This window comes from Pelomonas sp. BJYL3 (assembly GCF_027257975.1).
GTDB classification, from domain to species: Bacteria; Pseudomonadota; Gammaproteobacteria; order Burkholderiales; family Burkholderiaceae_C; genus Roseateles_B; species Roseateles_B flavus.
The window spans coordinates 271,507-289,964 of the sequence record NZ_JANZKX010000001.1; the positions used below are offsets into that span (position 1 = coordinate 271,507).

General features: G+C 66.9%; 17 protein-coding genes. 8 read left to right on the forward strand and 9 right to left on the reverse strand.

Annotated features, from left to right (window positions below; genetic code table 11):
- The first annotated feature begins 36 nt into the window (after positions 1-36).
- Entirely contained in the window at positions 37-804 is a 768-nt protein-coding gene (locus tag O9Y01_RS01200; RefSeq protein ID WP_269629658.1) for an IclR family transcriptional regulator, read from the forward strand.
- Between the two features lie 102 nt (positions 805-906).
- Here O9Y01_RS01200 and pbpG read toward each other — a convergent pair whose 3' ends face one another.
- The 6 genes from pbpG to O9Y01_RS01230 all read right to left on the reverse strand — a co-directional run bounded on the left by pbpG (position 907) and on the right by O9Y01_RS01230 (position 8,471).
- Positions 907-1,959 (reverse strand): D-alanyl-D-alanine endopeptidase, encoded by a 1,053-nt coding sequence (gene pbpG, locus O9Y01_RS01205; RefSeq protein ID WP_269629659.1) that lies wholly within the window; start codon positions 1,957-1,959, stop codon positions 907-909.
- Positions 1,960-2,122: 163 nt separating this feature from the next.
- The gene (locus tag O9Y01_RS01210; protein WP_269629660.1) at positions 2,123-3,664 is read right to left on the reverse strand and encodes a 2-isopropylmalate synthase; all 1,542 of its coding nucleotides are present in this window, start codon (positions 3,662-3,664) and stop codon (positions 2,123-2,125) included.
- Positions 3,665-3,900: 236 nt separating this feature from the next.
- Positions 3,901-4,746, reverse strand: a complete 846-nt coding sequence (pssA, locus tag O9Y01_RS01215; protein WP_269629661.1) for a CDP-diacylglycerol--serine O-phosphatidyltransferase — start codon at positions 4,744-4,746, stop codon at positions 3,901-3,903.
- A gap of 103 nt (positions 4,747-4,849) precedes the next feature.
- Positions 4,850-5,866: a ketol-acid reductoisomerase gene (gene ilvC, locus O9Y01_RS01220; RefSeq protein WP_269629662.1), complete on the reverse strand. Its 1,017-nt coding sequence runs from the start codon at positions 5,864-5,866 to the stop codon at positions 4,850-4,852.
- 153 nt (positions 5,867-6,019) lie between these two features.
- Complete coding sequence (gene ilvN, locus O9Y01_RS01225) at positions 6,020-6,511, reverse strand: acetolactate synthase small subunit (RefSeq protein ID WP_183104787.1); 492 nt, start codon at positions 6,509-6,511, stop codon at positions 6,020-6,022.
- 169 nt (positions 6,512-6,680) lie between these two features.
- Complete coding sequence (locus O9Y01_RS01230) at positions 6,681-8,471, reverse strand: acetolactate synthase 3 catalytic subunit (RefSeq protein WP_269629663.1); 1,791 nt, start codon at positions 8,469-8,471, stop codon at positions 6,681-6,683.
- 264 nt (positions 8,472-8,735) lie between these two features.
- On the opposite strand from O9Y01_RS01230, the gene O9Y01_RS01235 reads away from it, so the two are divergent.
- Genes O9Y01_RS01235 through O9Y01_RS01255 form a run of 5 tightly spaced genes read left to right on the forward strand, consistent with a single transcriptional unit; the run spans position 8,736 to position 11,500 of the window.
- Entirely contained in the window at positions 8,736-9,302 is a 567-nt protein-coding gene (locus O9Y01_RS01235) for an RNA polymerase sigma factor (RefSeq protein WP_269629664.1), read from the forward strand.
- Positions 9,299-9,769, forward strand: coding sequence for a DUF3619 family protein (locus O9Y01_RS01240; protein ID WP_269629665.1), 471 nt, complete (start codon positions 9,299-9,301; stop codon positions 9,767-9,769). Before O9Y01_RS01235 ends, O9Y01_RS01240 begins: the two co-directional genes overlap by 4 nt.
- Positions 9,729-10,607: a DUF3106 domain-containing protein gene (locus tag O9Y01_RS01245; protein WP_269629666.1), complete on the forward strand. Its 879-nt coding sequence runs from the start codon at positions 9,729-9,731 to the stop codon at positions 10,605-10,607. Before O9Y01_RS01240 ends, O9Y01_RS01245 begins: the two co-directional genes overlap by 41 nt.
- Before the next feature lie 3 nt (positions 10,608-10,610).
- Positions 10,611-11,126: an RDD family protein gene (locus O9Y01_RS01250; protein WP_269629667.1), complete on the forward strand. Its 516-nt coding sequence runs from the start codon at positions 10,611-10,613 to the stop codon at positions 11,124-11,126.
- The gene (locus O9Y01_RS01255; RefSeq protein ID WP_269629668.1) at positions 11,123-11,500 is read left to right on the forward strand and encodes a diacylglycerol kinase; all 378 of its coding nucleotides are present in this window, start codon (positions 11,123-11,125) and stop codon (positions 11,498-11,500) included. Before O9Y01_RS01250 ends, O9Y01_RS01255 begins: the two co-directional genes overlap by 4 nt.
- Before the next feature lie 75 nt (positions 11,501-11,575).
- On the opposite strand, the gene O9Y01_RS01260 is transcribed toward O9Y01_RS01255, so the two are convergent.
- Both O9Y01_RS01260 and O9Y01_RS01265 read right to left on the reverse strand, forming a co-directional pair.
- The gene (locus tag O9Y01_RS01260; RefSeq protein WP_183104780.1) at positions 11,576-11,914 is read right to left on the reverse strand and encodes a P-II family nitrogen regulator; all 339 of its coding nucleotides are present in this window, start codon (positions 11,912-11,914) and stop codon (positions 11,576-11,578) included.
- Between the two features lie 54 nt (positions 11,915-11,968).
- Positions 11,969-14,002 carry an NAD(+) synthase gene (locus O9Y01_RS01265; RefSeq protein ID WP_269629669.1) on the reverse strand — a complete coding sequence of 678 codons (2,034 nt, stop codon included), beginning with the start codon at positions 14,000-14,002 and terminating at the stop codon, positions 11,969-11,971.
- An 85-nt stretch (positions 14,003-14,087) separates the two neighbouring features.
- Between O9Y01_RS01265 and O9Y01_RS01270 the strand changes: the two genes are divergently transcribed.
- Positions 14,088-15,263 carry a GNAT family N-acetyltransferase gene (locus tag O9Y01_RS01270; RefSeq protein WP_269629670.1) on the forward strand — a complete coding sequence of 392 codons (1,176 nt, stop codon included), beginning with the start codon at positions 14,088-14,090 and terminating at the stop codon, positions 15,261-15,263.
- A gap of 111 nt (positions 15,264-15,374) precedes the next feature.
- On the opposite strand, the gene ppa is transcribed toward O9Y01_RS01270, so the two are convergent.
- A complete protein-coding gene (gene ppa, locus O9Y01_RS01275; protein WP_269629671.1) occupies positions 15,375-15,914 on the reverse strand; it encodes an inorganic diphosphatase in 540 nt (179 codons plus the stop codon).
- 270 nt (positions 15,915-16,184) lie between these two features.
- Here ppa and O9Y01_RS01280 point away from each other — a divergent pair, with 270 nt between their 5' ends.
- Positions 16,185-18,404 carry a sodium-translocating pyrophosphatase gene (locus tag O9Y01_RS01280; protein ID WP_269629672.1) on the forward strand — a complete coding sequence of 740 codons (2,220 nt, stop codon included), beginning with the start codon at positions 16,185-16,187 and terminating at the stop codon, positions 18,402-18,404.
- Positions 18,405-18,458: the final 54 nt, after the last annotated feature.

Sequence of the window (18,458 nt, forward strand, 5' to 3'; positions counted from 1 at the left end):
TGCAAAAAATTGCTGCTTTGCCGCACAATGGTCGGCATGAAGAGCACTGAGGCACAGACCCCTGCCATCCAGGTCCTGGAACGCAGCTTCGCCATCCTGGACGTGTTGGCCAGCCACCAGGATCCCGTCTCCTTGAAGCAGATCAGCGAGACCACCGGGCTGCACCCGTCCACCGCCCACCGCATCCTGAACGACCTGGCCATCGGCCGCTATGTCGACCGCCCCGAGGCCGGCGCCTACCGCCTGGGCATGCGCCTGCTGGAGCTGGGCAATCTGGTCAAGGCCCGGCTGGACGTGCGGGATGCCGCGCTGGAGCCCATGCGCGAGCTGCACAAGTTCACCCACCAGCCGGTCAATCTCTCGGTACGCCAGGGGGACGAGATCGTCTACATCGAGCGCACCTACTCTGAACGCTCGGGCATGCAGGTCGTCCGCGCCGTGGGCGGCCGGGCCCCGCTGCACCTCACCTCCGTGGGCAAGCTTTTCCTGGCCAGCGACGATCCCCAGCGCGTGCGCGCCTACGCCACGCGCACCGGCCTGGCCGGGCACACGCGCAACAGCCTGACCGATCTCGCCGCACTTGAGCGCGAGATGGCCATGGTGCGCCAGCGCGGCGTGGCCCGTGACGACGAGGAACTGGAGCTGGGCGTGCGCTGCATGGCCGCCGGCATCTACGACGACCAGGGCAAGCTGGTCGCCGGCCTGTCCATCTCGGCGCCGGCCGACCGCCTGGAGGAGGCCTGGCTGGGCCGGCTCAAGGACACCGCCGCCCAGATCTCCGCGGCCCTGGGCTACCGGGGCTGATCCCGCGGCGCCCGGCGCATCCGCCCGCCTCCCCGAAGCGGAAAAAGCAACGCCCGGCACCTTGCGGTCCGGGCGTTTGCCTTTATGAGGCGAGCCGCGGGATCAGCCGGCCTTGCCCAGCGTCATCTGGCCCTGCGGCTGGACGCTGCTGCTACTGCTGTTGCCCAACCCTGCGGGGGTCAGGCCGGTATTGGTCAGCCATTTGCGGATGCGTTCGGCGTCGCCGATCCGCGAGTACTTGCCGGTGGAGTCCAGCAGCACCATGATCAGCTTGCGACCGGCCAGGCTGGCCTGCATCACCAGGCAGCGGCCGGCCTCGTTGATGAAGCCGGTCTTCTGGATGCCGATGTCCCAGCTGCCCGATCGCACCAGACCGTTGGTGTTGTGGAAGGCGACCTGGCGGCGGCCCAGGGCCACGGTGGCATCGGGCGTGGTGGAGTACTCACGCAGCAAGGGCACTTCATGGGCCACCTTGACCAGGGCCGCCAGGTCCTTCGCGCTGGACTGGTTGCGGCTGGACAGGCCCGTGGGCTCGACGTAATGGGTGTCCGACATGCCCAGGGCCTGCGCCTTCTGGTTCATGGCAGCGACGAAGGCAGTCAGCCCGCCCGGGTAGTTGCGGCCCAGCGCGTTGGCGGCGCGGTTCTCGGAGGACATCAGCGCCAGATGCAGCATCTCCGAGCGGGTCAGCGTGGTGCCGGGCGCCAGGCGTGAGCCCGTGCCCTTCTCGGTGTCCCGGTCTTCGTCGGTGATGGTGATCTTCTCATCAAGCGACTGGCCACCCTCGACGATGACCAGGGCCGTCATCAGCTTGGTGATGGAGGCGATGGGCAGCACCGCCTGGGTGTTCTTGGACAGCAGGATCTCGTTGGTGTCCTGGTCCATGACCAGGGCCACGCTGCTTTTGAGATCCAGGGGGTCGTCGACCGAATGCAGGCCATACATCTGGCCGAAGGTCGGGCTGGCGGGCGTGGCCACCACGGCCGCCTTGCGCACCACCGAGGCCGGTTTGGCCTTGCGCGCGTTCTTGGCCACAGCCTTGGGCGGCGTCTTGCCGGCCGACTTGCCGCTGGCACTGCTGGTGGCCGCATGGGCTCCTTGCGAAGCCAGGGCCAGCATCACGGCGATCATGCTGCCCGCGGCAGCTCCCAACATGGTCTTTACAACAGCTTTCACGCCAGCCCCCAACAAGGTCTGCGCCAGTTTAGGTCAAGCGGAAAACACCGGCAAGATCAAAAACTTAGCTCAGGCTTTTAAAGTTCACGAACGGGGCGGCTCGTGGAGACCGGACCCGTCACCGGGTCCGGTTGCCGTGACTTCAACCTTGGGCCGCCACGCGCTCCGTCTTGCTCTGCAGCTTGTTCAATGCGGCCAAATATGCCTTGGCTGACGCGACCACGATATCGGGATCGGCACCAACGCCGTTGACCACCCGGCCCGCATGCTGCAGACGGACCGTCACCTCGCCCTGCGATTCTGTGCTGCCGCTGGTGATGGCATTGACCGAATAGAGGATCATTTCCGCGCCGCTTTGCACCTCGGACTCGATGGCCTGCAGGCAGGCGTCCACGGGGCCATTGCCGTCGCTTTCGGCCTTGAACTCCTTGTCACCCACGGCGAAGACCACGCGGGCATGCGGACGCTCGCCGGTCTCGCTGCGCTGGGCCAGGGACAGCAGGCGGTAGTGCTCGTTGTCCTGGATGACGGACTCGTCCATCACCAGGGCGATGATGTCTTCGTCGAAGATCTCGTTCTTGCGGTCGGCCAGGTCCTTGAAGCGCTGGAAGGCGGCATTGATCTCGGCCTCGGACTCCAGCTCGATGCCCAACTCCTGCAGGCGCTGCTTGAAAGCATTGCGGCCCGAGAGCTTGCCCAGCACGATCTTGTTGGCGCTCCAGCCCACGTCCTCGGCACGCATGATCTCGTAGGTGTCACGGGCCTTGAGCACGCCGTCCTGGTGGATGCCCGAGGCATGCGCGAAGGCGTTGGCCCCCACCACGGCCTTGTTGGGCTGCACCACAAAGCCGGTTGTCTGGGAGACCAGCTTGGAGGCCGGCACGATCTGCGAGGCGTCGATGCCCACGTCCAGGCCGAAGTAGTCGCGGCGGGTCTTGACCGCCATCACCACCTCTTCCAGCGAGCAGTTGCCGGCACGTTCGCCCAGGCCGTTGATGGTGCATTCGATCTGGCGCGCACCGCCGATCTTCACGCCCGCCAGGGAGTTGGCCACGGCCATGCCCAGGTCGTTGTGGCAGTGCACGGACCAGATGGCGAGGTCGGAGTTGGGCACCTTCTCGCGCAGGGTCTTGAGGAAGTTGCCGTAGAGCTCGGGGATGGCGTAGCCCACGGTGTCGGGGATGTTGATGGTGCGGGCCCCTTCGGCGATCACGGCCTCGCAGACGCGGGCGAGGAAATCCATGTCGGAGCGGTAGCCATCCTCGGGCGAGAACTCGATGTCGTCCGTGAGATTGCGGCCGAAACGCACCGCCAGGCGCGCCTGCTCCAGCACCTGATCGCGGGTCATGCGCAGCTTCTTCTCCATGTGGAGCTCGCTGGTGGCGATGAAGGTGTGGATGCGAGAGCGGGCCGCGCCCTTGAGCGCTTCGGCGGCGCGGGCGATGTCGCGGTCATTGGCGCGGGCCAGCGAACAGACGGTGCTCTCGCGGATGACGTCGGCGATGGCCTTGACCGCCTCGAAGTCGCCATTGCTGGCCGCAGCGAAGCCGGCCTCGATCACGTCCACGCGCATGCGCTCCAGCTGGCGGGCAATGCGCAGCTTCTCGTCCTTCGTCATCGAGGCGCCGGGCGACTGTTCGCCGTCGCGCAAGGTGGTGTCGAAGATGATGAGCTGGTCAGCCATGGGGTTCTCCGTGAAACGTGAAAGTGGGGGATCGGAAGGATGCGGCCGGAAAAACAAAAAGCCCGCGAAGCAGGTGCTCGGCGGGCTCTTGGTGCGAAAGTACGGTGGCGGTCAGACGTGCGACTGCCTCGTGCCCAAGGGCCCGATGGCTAGTAGCAGAGCGGCGATGACGTTCAGCGTCTTCATGGTGATTGAATGTAGCACGCGACCCGGCGGTGACACCAGGCCTGCCTACGTCAATGGTGAAGGCCCTTTTCATCGGGCTCATCGGTCGAGATGGCGATCACGCTGACTGGCTTGCCCTTCATGCGCTTGTAGGCGTAGACCACGTAGCCCGACAGGCCGTAGGCGCAGAACAGGCCGAAGAGCACACGGGGCGGATCGATGTTGATCAGCGCGATGCCCAGGGCGATCGCGACCACGCTGACGAAGGGCACCGAGCGCTTGAAGCTGATGTCCTTGAAGCTGTAGAAGGGCGCGTTGGTGACCATGGTCAGGCCCGCGTAGAGCGTGAAGCCGAAGGCCAGCCAGGCCAGCCCCGGCGACGAGGCCGGCGCGTGATAGCCCGCATCTTCCATGGCCCAGATCAGGCCCATCACCAGGGCAGCCGCGGCCGGGCTGGGCACGCCCTGGAAGAAGCGCTTGTCGACGACCGCAATATTGGTGTTGAAGCGGGCCAGGCGCAATGCGGCGCCGGCGCAGTAGACGAAGGCCGCGAACCAGCCCCACTTGCCCAGGCCCTGCAGGGCCCACTCGTACATGATCAGCGCAGGCGCGGCGCCGAAGGACACCATGTCGGAGAGGGAGTCCATCTGCTCGCCGAAGGTGCTCTGCGTGTTGGTCATGCGGGCCACGCGGCCGTCCAGGCTGTCCAGCACCATGGCGCAAAACACGCCGTACACCGACTGCTCGAAGCGGCCATGCATGGCCATCACGATGGCATAGAAACCGCCGAAGAGCGCTGCCAGCGTGAACAGATTGGGAAGGATGTAGATGCCCTTGCGGCGCGGGCGCACCGGGGTCAGGACTTCGGCGTCCTCATCGTCGTCGTGAGGCACCGTGGACTGCTTGGAATCGGTCATGGGCAGGGAGGATAGCGCAAGCCTCGCCATAAAAAAGCCGCGTCTGCCCGGAGGCGACGCGGCTCTCTAAAGGGATTCGCAAATCCCGTGACTCAGTGCTTGATCAGTTCTTCGACTGGTCGACCAGGCGGTTCTTCTTGATCCAGGGCATCATGGCCCGCAGCTTCTCGCCGACCTGCTCGATCGGGTGCTCGGCCGTCAGGCGGCGGCGCGACAGCAGGGTCGGGGCACCGGCCTTGTTCTCCAGGATGAAGCTCTTGGCGTATTCACCGGTCTGGATGTCCTTCAGGCACTGGCGCATGGCGTCCTTGGTGGCCTCGGTCACCACGCGCGGGCCGGTGACGTACTCACCGTACTCGGCGTTGTTGGAGATCGAGTAGTTCATGTTGGCGATACCGCCTTCATAGATCAGGTCCACGATCAGCTTCAGCTCGTGCAGGCACTCGAAGTAGGCCATCTCGGGGGCGTAGCCGGCTTCCGTCAGCGTCTCGAAGCCCGCCTTGATCAGCTCGACGGCACCGCCGCACAGCACGGCCTGCTCGCCGAAGAGGTCGGTCTCGGTCTCTTCGCGGAAGTTGGTCTCGATGATGCCGGCCTTGCCGCCGCCATTGGCCGAGGCATACGACAGCGCCAGGTCACGCGCCTTGCCGGTCTTGTCGGCATAGACGGCGATCAGGTGGGGCACGCCGCCGCCTTGCGTGTAAGTGCCGCGCACGGTGTGGCCGGGAGCCTTGGGGGCGACCATCCAGACGTCGAGGTCGGCACGGGGCGTCACCTGGCCGTAGTGCACATTGAAGCCGTGGGCGAAGGCCAGCGAGGCGCCCTGCTTGATGTTCGGCTCGACTTCGCGCTTGTAGACATCGGCGATCTGCTCGTCGGGCAGCAGGATCATGACCACGTCGGCGGCCTTCACGGCCTCGGCGATCTCGGCGACCTTCAGGCCGGCGTTCTCGGCCTTGGACCAGGACGCGCCACCGCGGCGCAGGCCGACCGTGACCTTCACGCCGCTGTCGTTCAGGTTCAGGGCGTGGGCATGGCCTTGTGAGCCATAGCCGATGATGGTGACGTTCTTGCCCTTGATGAGGCTGAGGTCGGCGTCCTTGTCGTAGTAAACGTTCATGTCGGTCTCCAGAAAAACTTTGCAATCAATGTTCGGGCCCCTTGGACTTGCGAACCTCGTGCCGGGGCCACACCGAGCCAGGCTCGCTGCCCCGCTGGCTCATGGCCTGCAGGGCGACGGCAGGCCATGGAGGCCCGCCGCCAGGGGGAAAGGTCAGACGCGCAGAATGCGCTCGCCACGGCCGATGCCGCTGGCGCCGGTGCGCACGGTCTCCAGGATGGCGGTGCGGTCGATGGCGTCGATGAAGGCGTCCAGCTTGCTGGCATCGCCAGTCAGCTCGACGGTGTAGGTCTTCTCGGTCACGTCGATGATGCGGCCGCGGAAGATGTCGGCGGTGCGCTTCATCTCTTCGCGTTCCTTGCCGACGGCCCGCACCTTGATGAGCATGAGCTCGCGCTCGGTGTAGTTGCCCTCGGTGAGGTCCACGACCTTGACGACCTCGATCAGCCGGTTCAGGTGCTTGGTGATCTGTTCGATGACGTCATCGGAGCCGGTGGTCACGATGGTCATGCGGGACAGCGACGGGTCTTCCGTCGGCGCCACGGTGAGGCTCTCGATGTTGTAGCCCCGGGCGGAGAACAGGGCCACGACGCGCGACAGCGCACCCGGCTCGTTCTCGATGAGCAAAGCAATGATGTGTCTCATGGGTCTCGTCCTTCGCGCTCTTCAGGCCGGCGGCGGTAACCGACGGCCCTTGGCCACGCTCTTCGATGGTGGAAAAAGAATGCAGCGGGATGCCGATGCGAGCCATCGTGGACCCTGGCGCCGGTCCGGGGCCGGTAAGCCGACGGACCGTGCAGGGCTCACGGGAGGCTCACAGGTCCTCGGACCCCAGCAGCATTTCCGAAATGCCCTTGCCCGCCTTGACCATGGGCCAGACGTTCTCGGTCGGATCGGTGCGCACATCCAGGAAGACGGTGCGGTCCTTCAGGCGCATGGCCTCGCGCAGCGCCGGCTCCACGTCGGCGGGATGCTCGACGAGGATGCCCACATGCCCATAGGCCTCCGCCAGCTTGACGAAGTTGGGCAGCGCATCCATGTAGCTGTGGGAGTAGCGGCCCTCGTAGTCGAGTTCCTGCCACTGCCGCACCATGCCCAGGTAGCGGTTGTTGAGGGAGACGATCTTGACCGGCGTCTTGTACTGCTGGCAGGTCGAGAGCTCCTGGATGCACATCTGGATCGAGCCTTCGCCGGTGATGCAGAACACATCCGACTCCGGCTTGGCCAGCTTGATGCCCATGGCGTAGGGCAGGCCCACGCCCATGGTGCCCAGGCCGCCGGAATTGATCCAGCGGCGGGGCTCGTCGAACTTGTAGAACTGCGCCGCCCACATCTGGTGCTGGCCCACATCGGAGGTGATGTAGGTGTCGCGATCGCGGGTGAGGTTCCACAGGGTCTCGACGACCATCTGCGGCTTGATGACGTCGCTGTCGCGCTTGTAGGACAGGCAGTCCTTGCGGCGCCATTCGTTGATCTGGCTCCACCAGGCATTGATGGCGTTGCTGTCCGGGCGGGCCTGCGCTTCCTTGATCTGGTGGATCAGCTCCTGCAGGACGTCCTTGACGTCGCCGACGATGGGGATGTCCACGCGCACGCGCTTGGAGATCGACGAGGGGTCGATGTCCACATGGATGATCTTGCGTTCGACCTGCGAGAAGTGCTTGGGGTTGCCGATCACGCGGTCATCGAAGCGGGCGCCCACGGCCAGCAGCACGTCGCAGTGCTGCATGGTCATGTTGGCCTCGTAGGTGCCGTGCATGCCCAGCATGCCCAGGAAGCGCGGGTCGGTGCCGGGCATGGAGCCCAGGCCCATCAGGGTGTTGGTGCAGGGGTAGCCCAGCAGGTTGACCAGCTCGCGCAACTCGGCCGTGGCCTCGCCCAGGATGACGCCGCCGCCCGTGTAGATGTAGGGGCGCTTGGCGCTCATCAGCAGCTGGACGGCCTTGCGGATCTGCCCCGAATGCCCCTTCTTGACGGGGTTGTAGGAGCGCATCTCGACCGTGGCCGGGTAGCTGAAATGGGTCTTGTTGAGGGAGACGTCCTTGGGGATGTCCACCACCACGGGACCGGGGCGGCCGGTGCGGGCGATGTGGAAGGCCTTCTTGAGCGTGCTGGCCAGGTCGCGCACGTCCTTCACCAGGAAGTTGTGCTTGACGATGGGGCGGGTGATGCCCACGGTGTCGCATTCCTGGAAGGCATCCAGGCCGATGGCGGGCGTGGGCACCTGGCCGGTCACGATCACCATGGGGATGGAGTCCATGTAGGCCGTCGCGATGCCGGTGATCGCGTTCGTGACGCCGGGACCGGAGGTCACCAGGGCCACGCCGACTTCGCCGGTGGCGCGGGCATAGCCGTCAGCGGCATGCACGGCGGCCTGCTCGTGGCGCACCAGAACGTGTTGGATGGAGTCCTGTTTGTACAGCGCGTCGTAGATGTAGAGGACGGCGCCGCCCGGATAGCCCCAGAGGTACTTGACACCCTCTGCTTGCAGGCTACGGACCAGGATCTCGGAGCCATTGAGCTCCGAAGCGGAATGGGAAGAAGAATGCGGTTGTGCACGACCATCGGTCGCTGCACGTTTGACGTCCGCGGCAGACATATCCATGTCGAACCTCTGTGAATTTCTCTGACGAAAAACCATCGGTGCTCCTCTTCACACCCTTGTGAGGCGGATTCGGAACGTGCGCGGTCAAAAAACTCGGCGCCCCGGTCGGGCACCAGCTTGAGACCTTGGGAACTCATTGTGCGAAGCAACATTATGCATGGAATTGGCGCTCTGACTGGGGTCTGGACTCCAATTCCGGCCGCAGTGCCATAATCCGCGACGTTTTTCCCGCCGGCGCCCCGGCCCGGGCGCACTGGATCCATCTTGGCGACAGACAAAGAACTCAACGATTTCCTGAAGAGCGTCGACCGGCGGGCTTTCAAGCGCACCGTCTACATGGTCCGCGACGACGATGCCGCCCTGGACATCGTCCAGGACTCCATGATCCGCCTGGCCGAGAAGTATTTCGACCGCCCGGCGGCGGAACTGCCTCTGCTCTTCCAGCGCATCCTGTCCAATGCCACCATGGACTGGTTCCGGCGCCAGAAGGTCCGCAACGCCGTCATGTTCAATATGTCGGACGTCGAGGGCGCCGACCCTGACGACGACTTCGACCTGCTGGAAACCCTCACCAGCAGCAACGGTGGCCTGGGCACCCTCAGTGCGGCGGACGAGGTCTCGCGCAGCCAGATCCTCCAGGCCATCGATGCTGAGGTGAGCCAGCTGCCGACGCGTCAACGGGAAGCCTTCCTGCTGCGTTACTGGGAGGAGTTGGACGTCGCCGAGACGGCCAGCGTCATGGGTTGCTCGGAGGGAAGTGTGAAGACGCACTGCTCCCGGGCCGTTCACGCACTGGCAAAGGCGCTCAAAGGCAAGGGAATCACACTATGAACAAGCACACGACGTCCACGCTGGACCCGGCTGTCGACGCCCGCGTTTCGGCCTATGGCAAGCGCCTGGCCGCCGGCCTGAGCCAGGCCAGCGACGAGCTGCCTGCCGACATCACCGAGCGCCTGCGCTTCGCGCGCGAGCAGGCCCTGCGCAAGGCCAAGGAAGCCCGCGCCGCCGAGCCGGTGACCGCCGAGCAGACCCTGCGCATGGGCAGCACCCTGGCCCTGCAGGGCGGTGATCGCCCGGCCCGCTGGTTCAAGCTGGCCTCCCTCACGCCCCTGCTCCTGCTGCTGGCCGGCCTGCTGCTGATCCAGCACAGCCAGTGGTACCAGCAGATCCTGGCCGCCGCCGAGGTGGACACCGCCATGCTGGCCAAGCCCCTGCCGCCCGCCGCCTACAGCGATCCGGGTTTCAAGGAATACCTGGATGAGAATCCGGACGAGCAACAAGAACGACACGAAGAGTGACCGCCCGCCCATGACGCCTGCGCTGAACGTCCGCCGCCCGCTCGCCCTACTGCTGATCCCGGCACTGCTGGGCACCGCCTACGCCCAGTCCAGCGATGCGCCCGCCGTGGCCGCCAGCGCCACGGCGCCCGCCTCGGCAGCCCTTCCCGTCCTGCCCCAGGCGCCCAAGCCCCTGCCCACCGCCAGCCTGGTGGGTGTGCAGCGCTGGGCCAGCCTCAGTCCCGCCCAGCAGGCGGTGCTGGCCCCCCTGGCGGATGAATGGGACGGCCTGGATACCGCCCGCAAGAGCAAGTGGCTGGAGATCGCCGCACGCTTCCACACCCTCACACCCGAGCAGCAGGCCCGCCTGCGCGAGCGCATGATCGCCTGGACGCGCATGACCCCTGCGGAGCGCCAGCAGGCGCGGGTGGGCTTCCAGTCCAACCCCCAGCTGCGCGACGAGAAGCTGCAGTCGGAAAAGCTCCAGTCCAAGTGGGAGGCCTACCAGGCCCTCACACCTGAAGAGCGCCAGGCCCTGGCCCAGAAGGGCGCCGAGAAGGCGGCCCAGAAGCGCGCCGACCCCAAGGCCGCGGCCCAGGCCCAGAGGCCGCTGAGCGGCGCCAAGACCGATTTCGTGCCCCCGAAGCAGGCGGCCGCGCCGGTGGCTGTCGCGCCGTCCGTGCTGCAGGCCCGCCCGGGTGTCAGCACGGTGCTGATCACGCAGGGCGTGCCGCAGGCGGGCCGCCAGCTGCCCGGCCGACGCAAGCTGATCGTGGACCCGGCCCTGGTCGACCCCAAGACCCTGCTGCCCCGCGTTCCTCAGGCACCCGCCTCCGCGGCTTCCACGCCCGCTCGCTGAGCCATGGAAGCGCAGTTCCCCGGGCAGGCGCCCAGCCTGTGGCGCCGCATGGCGTCGTTTCTGTATGAAGGCGTGCTGCTGTTCGGCGTAACCTTCATCTCGGGCTATCTCTATGCCGCACTGACCCAGCAGCGCAGCGCGCTGATCGGCAAGGCAGGCCTGCAGGCCTTCGAGTTCGTGGTGCTGGGCATCTATTTCATCTGGTTCTGGACCCATGGCGGGCAGACCGTCGCGATGAAGGCCTGGCATCTGCGCGTGGTCGACGAGCACGGCGCCCCGCTCAGCCAGGGGCGTGCCCTCGCCCGCTACCTGCTGTCCTGGCTGTGGTTCCTGCCGGCCCTGGCCTCGGTTCATTTCGCCGAGCTGCACGGCGGAGGCGCCATCGCCGGCGCGCTGCTGGCCGGCGTGCTGGGCTATGTGCTGCTGGCGCGGCTGCATCCCTCGCGCCAGTTCCTGCATGACCTGCTGTGCCGGACCCGCGTGGTCACGCAGCTACCGGCCGCGCGCAAGAAGCCATGAGCAATCCGCACAAGGGCCGCACCGGCCTGGACCGCCTCCTGCATGCGGCCGGCTATTCCTGGGCCGGCCTGAAAGCCGCCTACAGCGGCGAAAGCGCCTTCCGCCAGGAGGTGTGGCTCTGCGTGGTGGCCGTGCCCCTGGCCTTCTGGCTGGGGCAGGGCTGGGTGGAGCGCGCCCTGCTGCTGGGCTCGCTGCTGCTGGTGCTGATCGTCGAGCTGCTGAACTCCGGCATCGAGGCCGCCATCGACCGCGTGGGCTTCGAACTGCACGATCTTTCCAAGCGCGCCAAGGACCTGGCCAGCGCTGCCGTGCTGCTGTCCCTGCTGCTATGCGCCGGGGTCTGGGGCGCCGCGGCCTGGCACCGCCTCTTCTGACAGGCCTTTCGCAATGACAAAGGGCGCCTCGAGGGCGCCCTTAGCATTTGCACGTCGGCGTGGCAGGTCCGCCGGTCAGACGGCAGCTTCGTCTTCCTCGCCGGTGCGGATGCGGATGACCTGCTCGACCGGGGTCACGAAGATCTTGCCATCGCCGATCTTGCCGGTCTTGGCAGCCTTGAGGATGGCCTCGATGCAGCGCTCGACGTCATCGTCCTTGACCACCACCTCGACCTTCACCTTGGGCAGGAAGTCCACCACGTACTCGGCACCGCGGTAGAGCTCCGTGTGGCCCTTCTGGCGGCCGAAGCCCTTCACCTCGGTGACGGTCAGACCGGACGCGCCCACCTCGGCCAGGGCCTCGCGGACCTCGTCCAGCTTGAAGGGTTTGATGATGGCGGTGATCTGTTTCATCGGGGACTCCAAAGCGGATTGATAAAGGCTGTTGCCCCGATTTAAGCATGGATCTCAGCCCGGAATCCTCTGCAGATCGGCCAGCCAGACGCTCGCCTCGCCGTCGCTGGGCGCCCGCCAGTCACCCCGCGGCGACAGCGATCCGCCACTGCCCACCTTGGGAGCGTTGGGCACGCAGCTGCGCTTGAACTGACTGCCCTGGAAGAAGCGTTTGACGAAGATGCCAAGCACCCTTTTGATTTCGGCAAGCTCGTATTCGTTGCGCTTCACATGCTCGCCGTCGGGCCATTCGCCCCGTTCCCGGTCGCCCCAGGCCTGCAGGGCCAGGAAGGCGATCTTGGCCGGCGCGAAGCCATGGCGCAGGGTGTAGAAGAGGTTGAAGTCCTGCAGCTCGTAGGGCCCGATGTGGCTCTCGGTGCTCTGCAGCGCCTGGCCCGGGACCAGCTCGGGGCTGATCTCGGTGGCGAGGATGTCCAGCAGGACCTCACGACCACTGTCATGGCCCAGCTGGTCGGTCTCGGCCACCCAGCGCACGAGGTACTGGATCAGCGTCTTGGGCACGCTGGCGTTCACGTTGTAGTGCGACATGTGGTCGCCCACGCCATAGGTGCACCAGCCCAGGGCCAGCTCGCTGAGGTCGCCCGTGCCCAGCACCAGGGCGCCCAGGTGGTTGGCGAGGCGGAAGAGATGGCTGGTGCGCTCGCCGGCCTGCACGTTCTCGAAGGTGACGTCGTAGACCGCCTGGCCCTCGGCATAGGGATGGCCCAGGTCCTGCAGCATCTGCGTGCAGCTGGGACGGATGTCGATCTCACGCGCCTCGCAGCCGATGGCCTGCATGAGCCGCCAGGCCTGGTCCCGTGTGCGGGTGCTGGTGGCAAAGCCCGGCATGGTCACGCCGATGATGTGCTGGCGCGGCAGGCCCAGCTGATCCATGGCGCGGGCGGCCACGAGCAGCGCGTGCGTCGAGTCCAGCCCGCCCGAGACGCCCAGCACCAGCTTGCGGATGCCGCTGGACTCCAGGCGCTGCACCAGGGCCTGCACCTGGATGTTGAAGACTTCATGGCAGCGTTCGTCCCGGCGGCTCCGGTCGGCCGGCACATAGGGGAAGCGGTCCACGCGGCGGCGCAGCCCCAGGGCCTGCTCGCGCGGCGGGGCCAGCTCCAGGCCCACGCGGCGGAAGCCCTGCAGCTGCGCGGCGTGGCGGCGCACCGAAGTGCCGTAGCTGGTCTGGCGCATGCGCTCGCGGGCGAGGCGCTCCAGGTCCACGTCCGCGAAGATCAGCTGCGAGCCGCGGTGGTAGCGCTGCGACTCGGCCAGCAGGTCGCCGTTCTCGCTGATCAGGGCCTGGCCATCCCAGGCGAGATCGGTGCTGGACTCGCCTGCGCCCGCCGAGGTGTAGACATAGGCCGCCAGGCAGCGCGCCGCCTGCTGCGAAACCAGCTGGCGGCGATAGGCCGCCTTGCCCACGGTCACGTTGGAGGCCGAGAGGTTCACCAGCACCGTCGCACCGGCCAGGGCCGCATAGCTGGACGGCGGAATGGGCGTCCAGACGTCCTCGCAGATTTCGGCATGGATCACCAGGCCCGGCACGTCCTGCGCCTCGATCAGCACATCGCTGCCCACCGGTACGCGCTGGCCCAGCAGCTCGATCTCACGGCTCAGCAGCTCGTCGGCCGCATTGAACTGGCGGGCCTCGTAGAACTCGGCATAGTTGGGCAGATAGGTCTTGGGCCACACCGCCAGCAGGCGGCCCCGGTGCAGGGCCACCGCGCAATTGAAGAGCCGGTGCTCCAGGCGCAGCGGCAGGCCGACGATGGCGATGGGCGTCAGCGCCAGCGAGTGCTGCAGCAGCTCGGCCAGGGCCTCCTCGCAGGCGTCCAGCAGGGCGCGCTGATGGAAGAGGTCGTCGCAGCTGTAGGCCGAGAGACCCAGCTCCGGGAAGGCCACCACGGCCGCGCCGGCCTCGTGGGCCTGCTGCATCAGCGCTGCCGTCTGCAGGGCATTGAAGGACGGGTCGGCGATACGGCACTGCGGCACGCCCACGGCAATGCGTGCCAGCTGATGGTTGTAGAGGTTGTGGAATTCCATGGCCTGCATCCTGCCATCATTTGCACGGGGTCCAAATCCCTCCGCAATGGCTGGCTGCGCCCCTCGCCCTAAGATCCCGCCCACGATGAGCCCTCGACCGCCCCTGGAGGTCCGGATCGACGACGATCCCGGCCAGCTGCCCGCCCCCGCCTGGAATGCCCTGCTGGCCGCCAGCCCGCAGCCCACGCCCTTCATGCGCCTGGAGTACCTGCAGGCCCTGCACGATTCGCAATCGGCCGTCGAGCACAGCGGCTGGACGCCCCAGTTCTTCAGCGTCTGGGAGGGCCCCGTGCTCGTGGCCGCCTGCCCGGCCTACCTCAAGACGCATTCCTACGGCGAGTACGTGTTCGACTGGGCCTGGGCCGATGCCTACGCGCGGCACGGCCTGGCCTACTACCCCAAGCTGCTGGTGGCCGTGCCCTTCACGCCCGTGCCCGGCAGCCGGCTGCTGGCACGCGACGAGGCCGCACGCCGCGTCCTGATCGAGGCCCTGCGTGCGCATGCCGAAGCCTTGAAGCTCTCCTCCGTCCATGTGCTGTTTCCGACGGCCGCGGAGCAGCAGGCGCTGGTCGACGCCGGCTGGCTGGGCCGCAGCGGCGTGCAGTTCCACTGGGAGGCCGGGGCGGCTCCACCGGCGAGCTTCGAGGCCTTCCTCGCCAGCCTGCAGCGGGACAAGCGCAAGAAGATCCAGCAGGAGCAGCGCCGCGTGCGCGAGGCGGGCGTGCGCTACCGGGCGCTGCTGGGCAAGGAGATCCGCGAGCAGGACTGGGACTTCTTCCACCGCTGCTACCGCCAGACCTACACCGAGCACCGCAGCACGCCCTACCTCAGCCGCGACTTCTTCCGCCGCATGGGGGCCGCCATGGCGCGGCACTGGCTGCTCTTCATCGCCGAGCTGGACGGCGAGCCCGTCGCCAGCTCCCTGATCGCCCTGGACCCCGAGCAGGGCGTGGCCTACGGCCGCTACTGGGGCAGCCTGGTCGACATCTCCTGTCTGCATTTCGACGCCTGCTACTACCAGCCCCTGGCTTGGTGCATGGCCCAGGGTTATCGGCGCTTCGAGGGCGGCGCCCAGGGCGAGCACAAGCTGGCGCGCGGCCTGATGCCGGTCGGCACGCAGTCGGCCCACTGGCTGGCCCATCCGGACTTCCGCGAGGCGGTGGCCGATTACCTGGACCGTGAAGGACCGGCCATCGCGAGCTATGCCGAGGACCTGCGGGCCCACCAGCCCTTCAAGCACGCGCCTGCAGGCGAAGCCTAGATGCATGAAAAACGCCGCCGGGGCCTGGGCCATCGGCGGCGTCATCCGGGGGCGTCTTCCGGAGGGGGGGAGCCGACCGGGGGTCAGCTCTTGCCCTGCTCGGTTCCCGGCTTACTTCTGCTGGGCCTTGGCGTAGTTTTCCATGCCGGTCACGATCTCGGCCTTGGCGGACTCGGGGCCTTCCCAGCCCTGCACCTTGACCCACTTGCCGGCTTCCAGGTCCTTGTAGTGCTCGAAGAAGTGCTGGATGGCCTTCAGGCGCATCGGGTTGATGTCCTCGGGCTTGTTCCAGTGGTCGTAGATCGGCAGGATCTTGCTGGTGGGCACGGCCAGCAGCTTGGCGTCACCACCCGCTTCGTCGTCCATCTTCAGGACGCCGATGGGGCGGCAGGTCACCACCACGCCCGGGGTCAGGGCGAAGGGGGTGATCACCAGCACGTCCACGGGGTCGCCGTCATCCGACAGCGTCTGGGGGATGTAGCCGTAGTTGCACGGGTAGTGCATGGCCGTGGTCATGAAGCGGTCCACGAACAGGGCACCGCTTTCCTTGTCGACCTCGTACTTGATCGGGTCGGCGTTCATCGGGATCTCGATGATCACGTTGAATTGCTCAGGCGCCTTGGGGCCGGGGGTCACGTTGTGCAGGCTCATGGTCTTATGGGTAGTCAACGAAAGGGGTCCGCGCTCGCGTCACGGGGAAACCCGGATTCTAGCGGCGCCCCTGATCTCAGCCTGACACAGGCCCCTGCCTGCCCCTGTTTGAGCGTCAAGGGAATTCTGGCAACCACTGGTAAACGATCAATCTTTCGGCACTTCCGCTCGCATAGCATGGCCCGACGGACCTGTTGAACGGCGTGCAGGACTGACGTTGAGAAGCAGGCGTCTTTTTCAAACGGCAGAGACAACGAAGGAGACATGTACATGTCGACGAGTGTGGCGCTGTATTTCGCGCTGGCCTGCGGCCTGGCCGCGGTTCTGTATGGTTTCATTCAACGCAGCTGGATCCTGAGTCAGGACGCCGGCAATGCCCGGATGCAGGAGATCGCTGCGGCGATCCAGCAAGGTGCGGCGGCCTATCTGGGGCGGCAGTACCGCACCATTGCCATCGTCGGGGTCGTGCTGGCCATCGCGATCGCGGTGGTGCCGGGCCTGGGGCTGCAGACGGCCGTGGGCTTCGTGATCGGGGCCGTGCTGTCGGGCATCTGCGGCTTCATCGGCATGAACATCTCGGTGCGTGCCAATGTGCGCACCGCGCAGGCCGCCACCAAGGGCATGGGCCCGGCGCTCAACGTGGCCTTCAAGGGCGGCGCCATCACCGGCATGCTGGTCGTGGGCCTGGGCCTGATCGGCGTGGGCGGTTTCTACTACGCCATCACCGGCGGAACGGGCGCCACCAGCGAGGCTCTGAAGCCCATGCTGGGCCTGGCCTTCGGTTCCTCGCTGATCTCCATCTTCGCCCGCCTGGGTGGTGGCATCTTCACCAAGGGCGCTGACGTCGGCGCCGACCTGGTGGGCAAGGTCGAGGCCGGCATCCCCGAAGACGACCCGCGCAACCCCGCCGTGATCGCCGACAACGTCGGTGACAACGTCGGCGACTGCGCCGGCATGGCCGCCGACCTCTTCGAGACCTATGCCGTGACCCTGATCGCGGCGATGGCCCTGGGCGCGCTGATGGTGGGCGGCTCCGCCACCCATGCCGGCGTGGTCTACCCGCTGGCGCTGGGCGGCGTGTCCATCATCGCCTCCATCATCGGCTGCGGCTTCGTCAAGGCCAGCGAGGGCATGAAGAACGTGATGCCGGCGCTGTACAAGGGCCTGATCGTGGCCGGCGTGCTGAGCCTCATCGCCTTCTACTTTGTCACGACGGCCATGTTCCCCGGCGAGATCGAGCTGGCCGGCGGCCTCAAGGCCAACGCCATGTCCCTGTTCGGCGCCTGCGCCGTGGGCCTGGTGCTGACCGCCGCGATGGTCTGGATCACCGAGTACTACACCGGCACGCAGTACGCCCCGGTGCAGCACGTCGCGCAGGCCTCCACCACCGGCCATGGCACCAACATCATCGCCGGGCTGGGCGTCTCGATGAAGTCCACGGGCTGGCCCGTGATCTTCGTGTGTGCAGCCATCTACACCGCCTTCCACCTGGCCGGGCTGTACGGCATCGCGGTGGCGGCCACCTCCATGCTGTCCATGGCCGGCATCATCGTGGCCCTGGACGCCTACGGCCCCATCACCGACAACGCCGGCGGCATCGCCGAGATGAGCGACCTGCCTGACAGCGTGCGCGACATCACCGACCCGCTGGACGCCGTGGGCAACACCACCAAGGCGGTGACCAAGGGCTATGCCATCGGCTCCGCCGGCCTGGCCGCCCTGGTGCTGTTCGCCGACTACACCCACGCACTCGAAGCCCGGGGCATGCACCTGAGCTTCGATCTCTCCGACCACAAAGTCATCGTGGGCCTGTTCATCGGCGGCCTGATCCCCTACCTCTTCGGTGCGATGGCCATGGAGGCCGTCGGTCGCGCCGCGGGCTCAGTGGTGGTCGAGGTGCGCCGGCAGTTCAAGGAGATCCCCGGCATCATGGAAGGCACGGCCAAGCCGGACTACAGCGCGGCCGTGGACATGCTGACCTCGGCGGCCATCAAGGAGATGATCATCCCCTCGCTGCTGCCGGTGATCGCCCCCATCGTGGTGGGCATGACGCTGGGCCCGGCCGCCCTGGGCGGCGTGCTGATGGGCACCATCGTGACCGGCCTCTTCGTGGGCATCTCCATGTGCACCGGCGGTGGCGCCTGGGACAACGCCAAGAAGCTGATCGAGGAAGGCTTCACTGACGACAAGGGCGTCGTGCACCGCAAGGGCTCCGAGGCGCACAAGGCCGCCGTCACCGGCGACACCGTGGGCGATCCCTACAAGGACACCGCCGGCCCGGCCGTGAACCCCTTGATCAAGATCATCAACATCGTGGCCCTGCTGATCGTGCCCATCCTGCCCATGACGCAGGGCACGGCCAAGCCGGTGGAGGCCAGCCCGGCGCCCGTCAGCGCCCCGGCCCCGGCGGCCTCCGAGCCGGCAGGCGCTGCCTCGATGCCCGCCCTGGCGGCCCCCGCGGTGGATGGCGCTTCCGCCGCCAAGCCCTAGCCTCGGAAGACCTGAGCCGCCCGGCGGCTCAGGAATACCCGAATCTGGGCAAAA

Excerpts from the sequence above, each read along its gene's own strand:
- O9Y01_RS01210 (WP_269629660.1), bottom strand. The coding sequence starts at position 3,664 with ATGGCTGACCAGCTCATCATCTTCGACACCACCTTGCGCGACGGCGAA.
- O9Y01_RS01250 (WP_269629667.1), top strand. The coding sequence starts at position 10,611 with ATGGAAGCGCAGTTCCCCGGGCAGGCGCCCAGCCTGTGGCGCCGCATG.
- O9Y01_RS01245 (WP_269629666.1), top strand. The coding sequence starts at position 9,729 with ATGAGAATCCGGACGAGCAACAAGAACGACACGAAGAGTGACCGCCCG.
- O9Y01_RS01270 (WP_269629670.1), top strand. The coding sequence starts at position 14,088 with ATGAGCCCTCGACCGCCCCTGGAGGTCCGGATCGACGACGATCCCGGC.
- O9Y01_RS01230 (WP_269629663.1), bottom strand. The coding sequence starts at position 8,471 with ATGGATATGTCTGCCGCGGACGTCAAACGTGCAGCGACCGATGGTCGT.
- O9Y01_RS01280 (WP_269629672.1), top strand. The coding sequence starts at position 16,185 with ATGTCGACGAGTGTGGCGCTGTATTTCGCGCTGGCCTGCGGCCTGGCC.
- O9Y01_RS01200 (WP_269629658.1), top strand. The coding sequence starts at position 37 with ATGAAGAGCACTGAGGCACAGACCCCTGCCATCCAGGTCCTGGAACGC.
- O9Y01_RS01265 (WP_269629669.1), bottom strand. The coding sequence starts at position 14,002 with ATGGAATTCCACAACCTCTACAACCATCAGCTGGCACGCATTGCCGTG.
- ilvN (WP_183104787.1), bottom strand. The coding sequence starts at position 6,511 with ATGAGACACATCATTGCTTTGCTCATCGAGAACGAGCCGGGTGCGCTG.
- ppa (WP_269629671.1), bottom strand. The coding sequence starts at position 15,914 with ATGAGCCTGCACAACGTGACCCCCGGCCCCAAGGCGCCTGAGCAATTC.
- pbpG (WP_269629659.1), bottom strand. The coding sequence starts at position 1,959 with ATGTTGGGAGCTGCCGCGGGCAGCATGATCGCCGTGATGCTGGCCCTG.
- ilvC (WP_269629662.1), bottom strand. The coding sequence starts at position 5,866 with ATGAACGTTTACTACGACAAGGACGCCGACCTCAGCCTCATCAAGGGC.
- pssA (WP_269629661.1), bottom strand. The coding sequence starts at position 4,746 with ATGACCGATTCCAAGCAGTCCACGGTGCCTCACGACGACGATGAGGAC.
- O9Y01_RS01255 (WP_269629668.1), top strand. The coding sequence starts at position 11,123 with ATGAGCAATCCGCACAAGGGCCGCACCGGCCTGGACCGCCTCCTGCAT.
- O9Y01_RS01240 (WP_269629665.1), top strand. The coding sequence starts at position 9,299 with ATGAACAAGCACACGACGTCCACGCTGGACCCGGCTGTCGACGCCCGC.
- O9Y01_RS01260 (WP_183104780.1), bottom strand. The coding sequence starts at position 11,914 with ATGAAACAGATCACCGCCATCATCAAACCCTTCAAGCTGGACGAGGTC.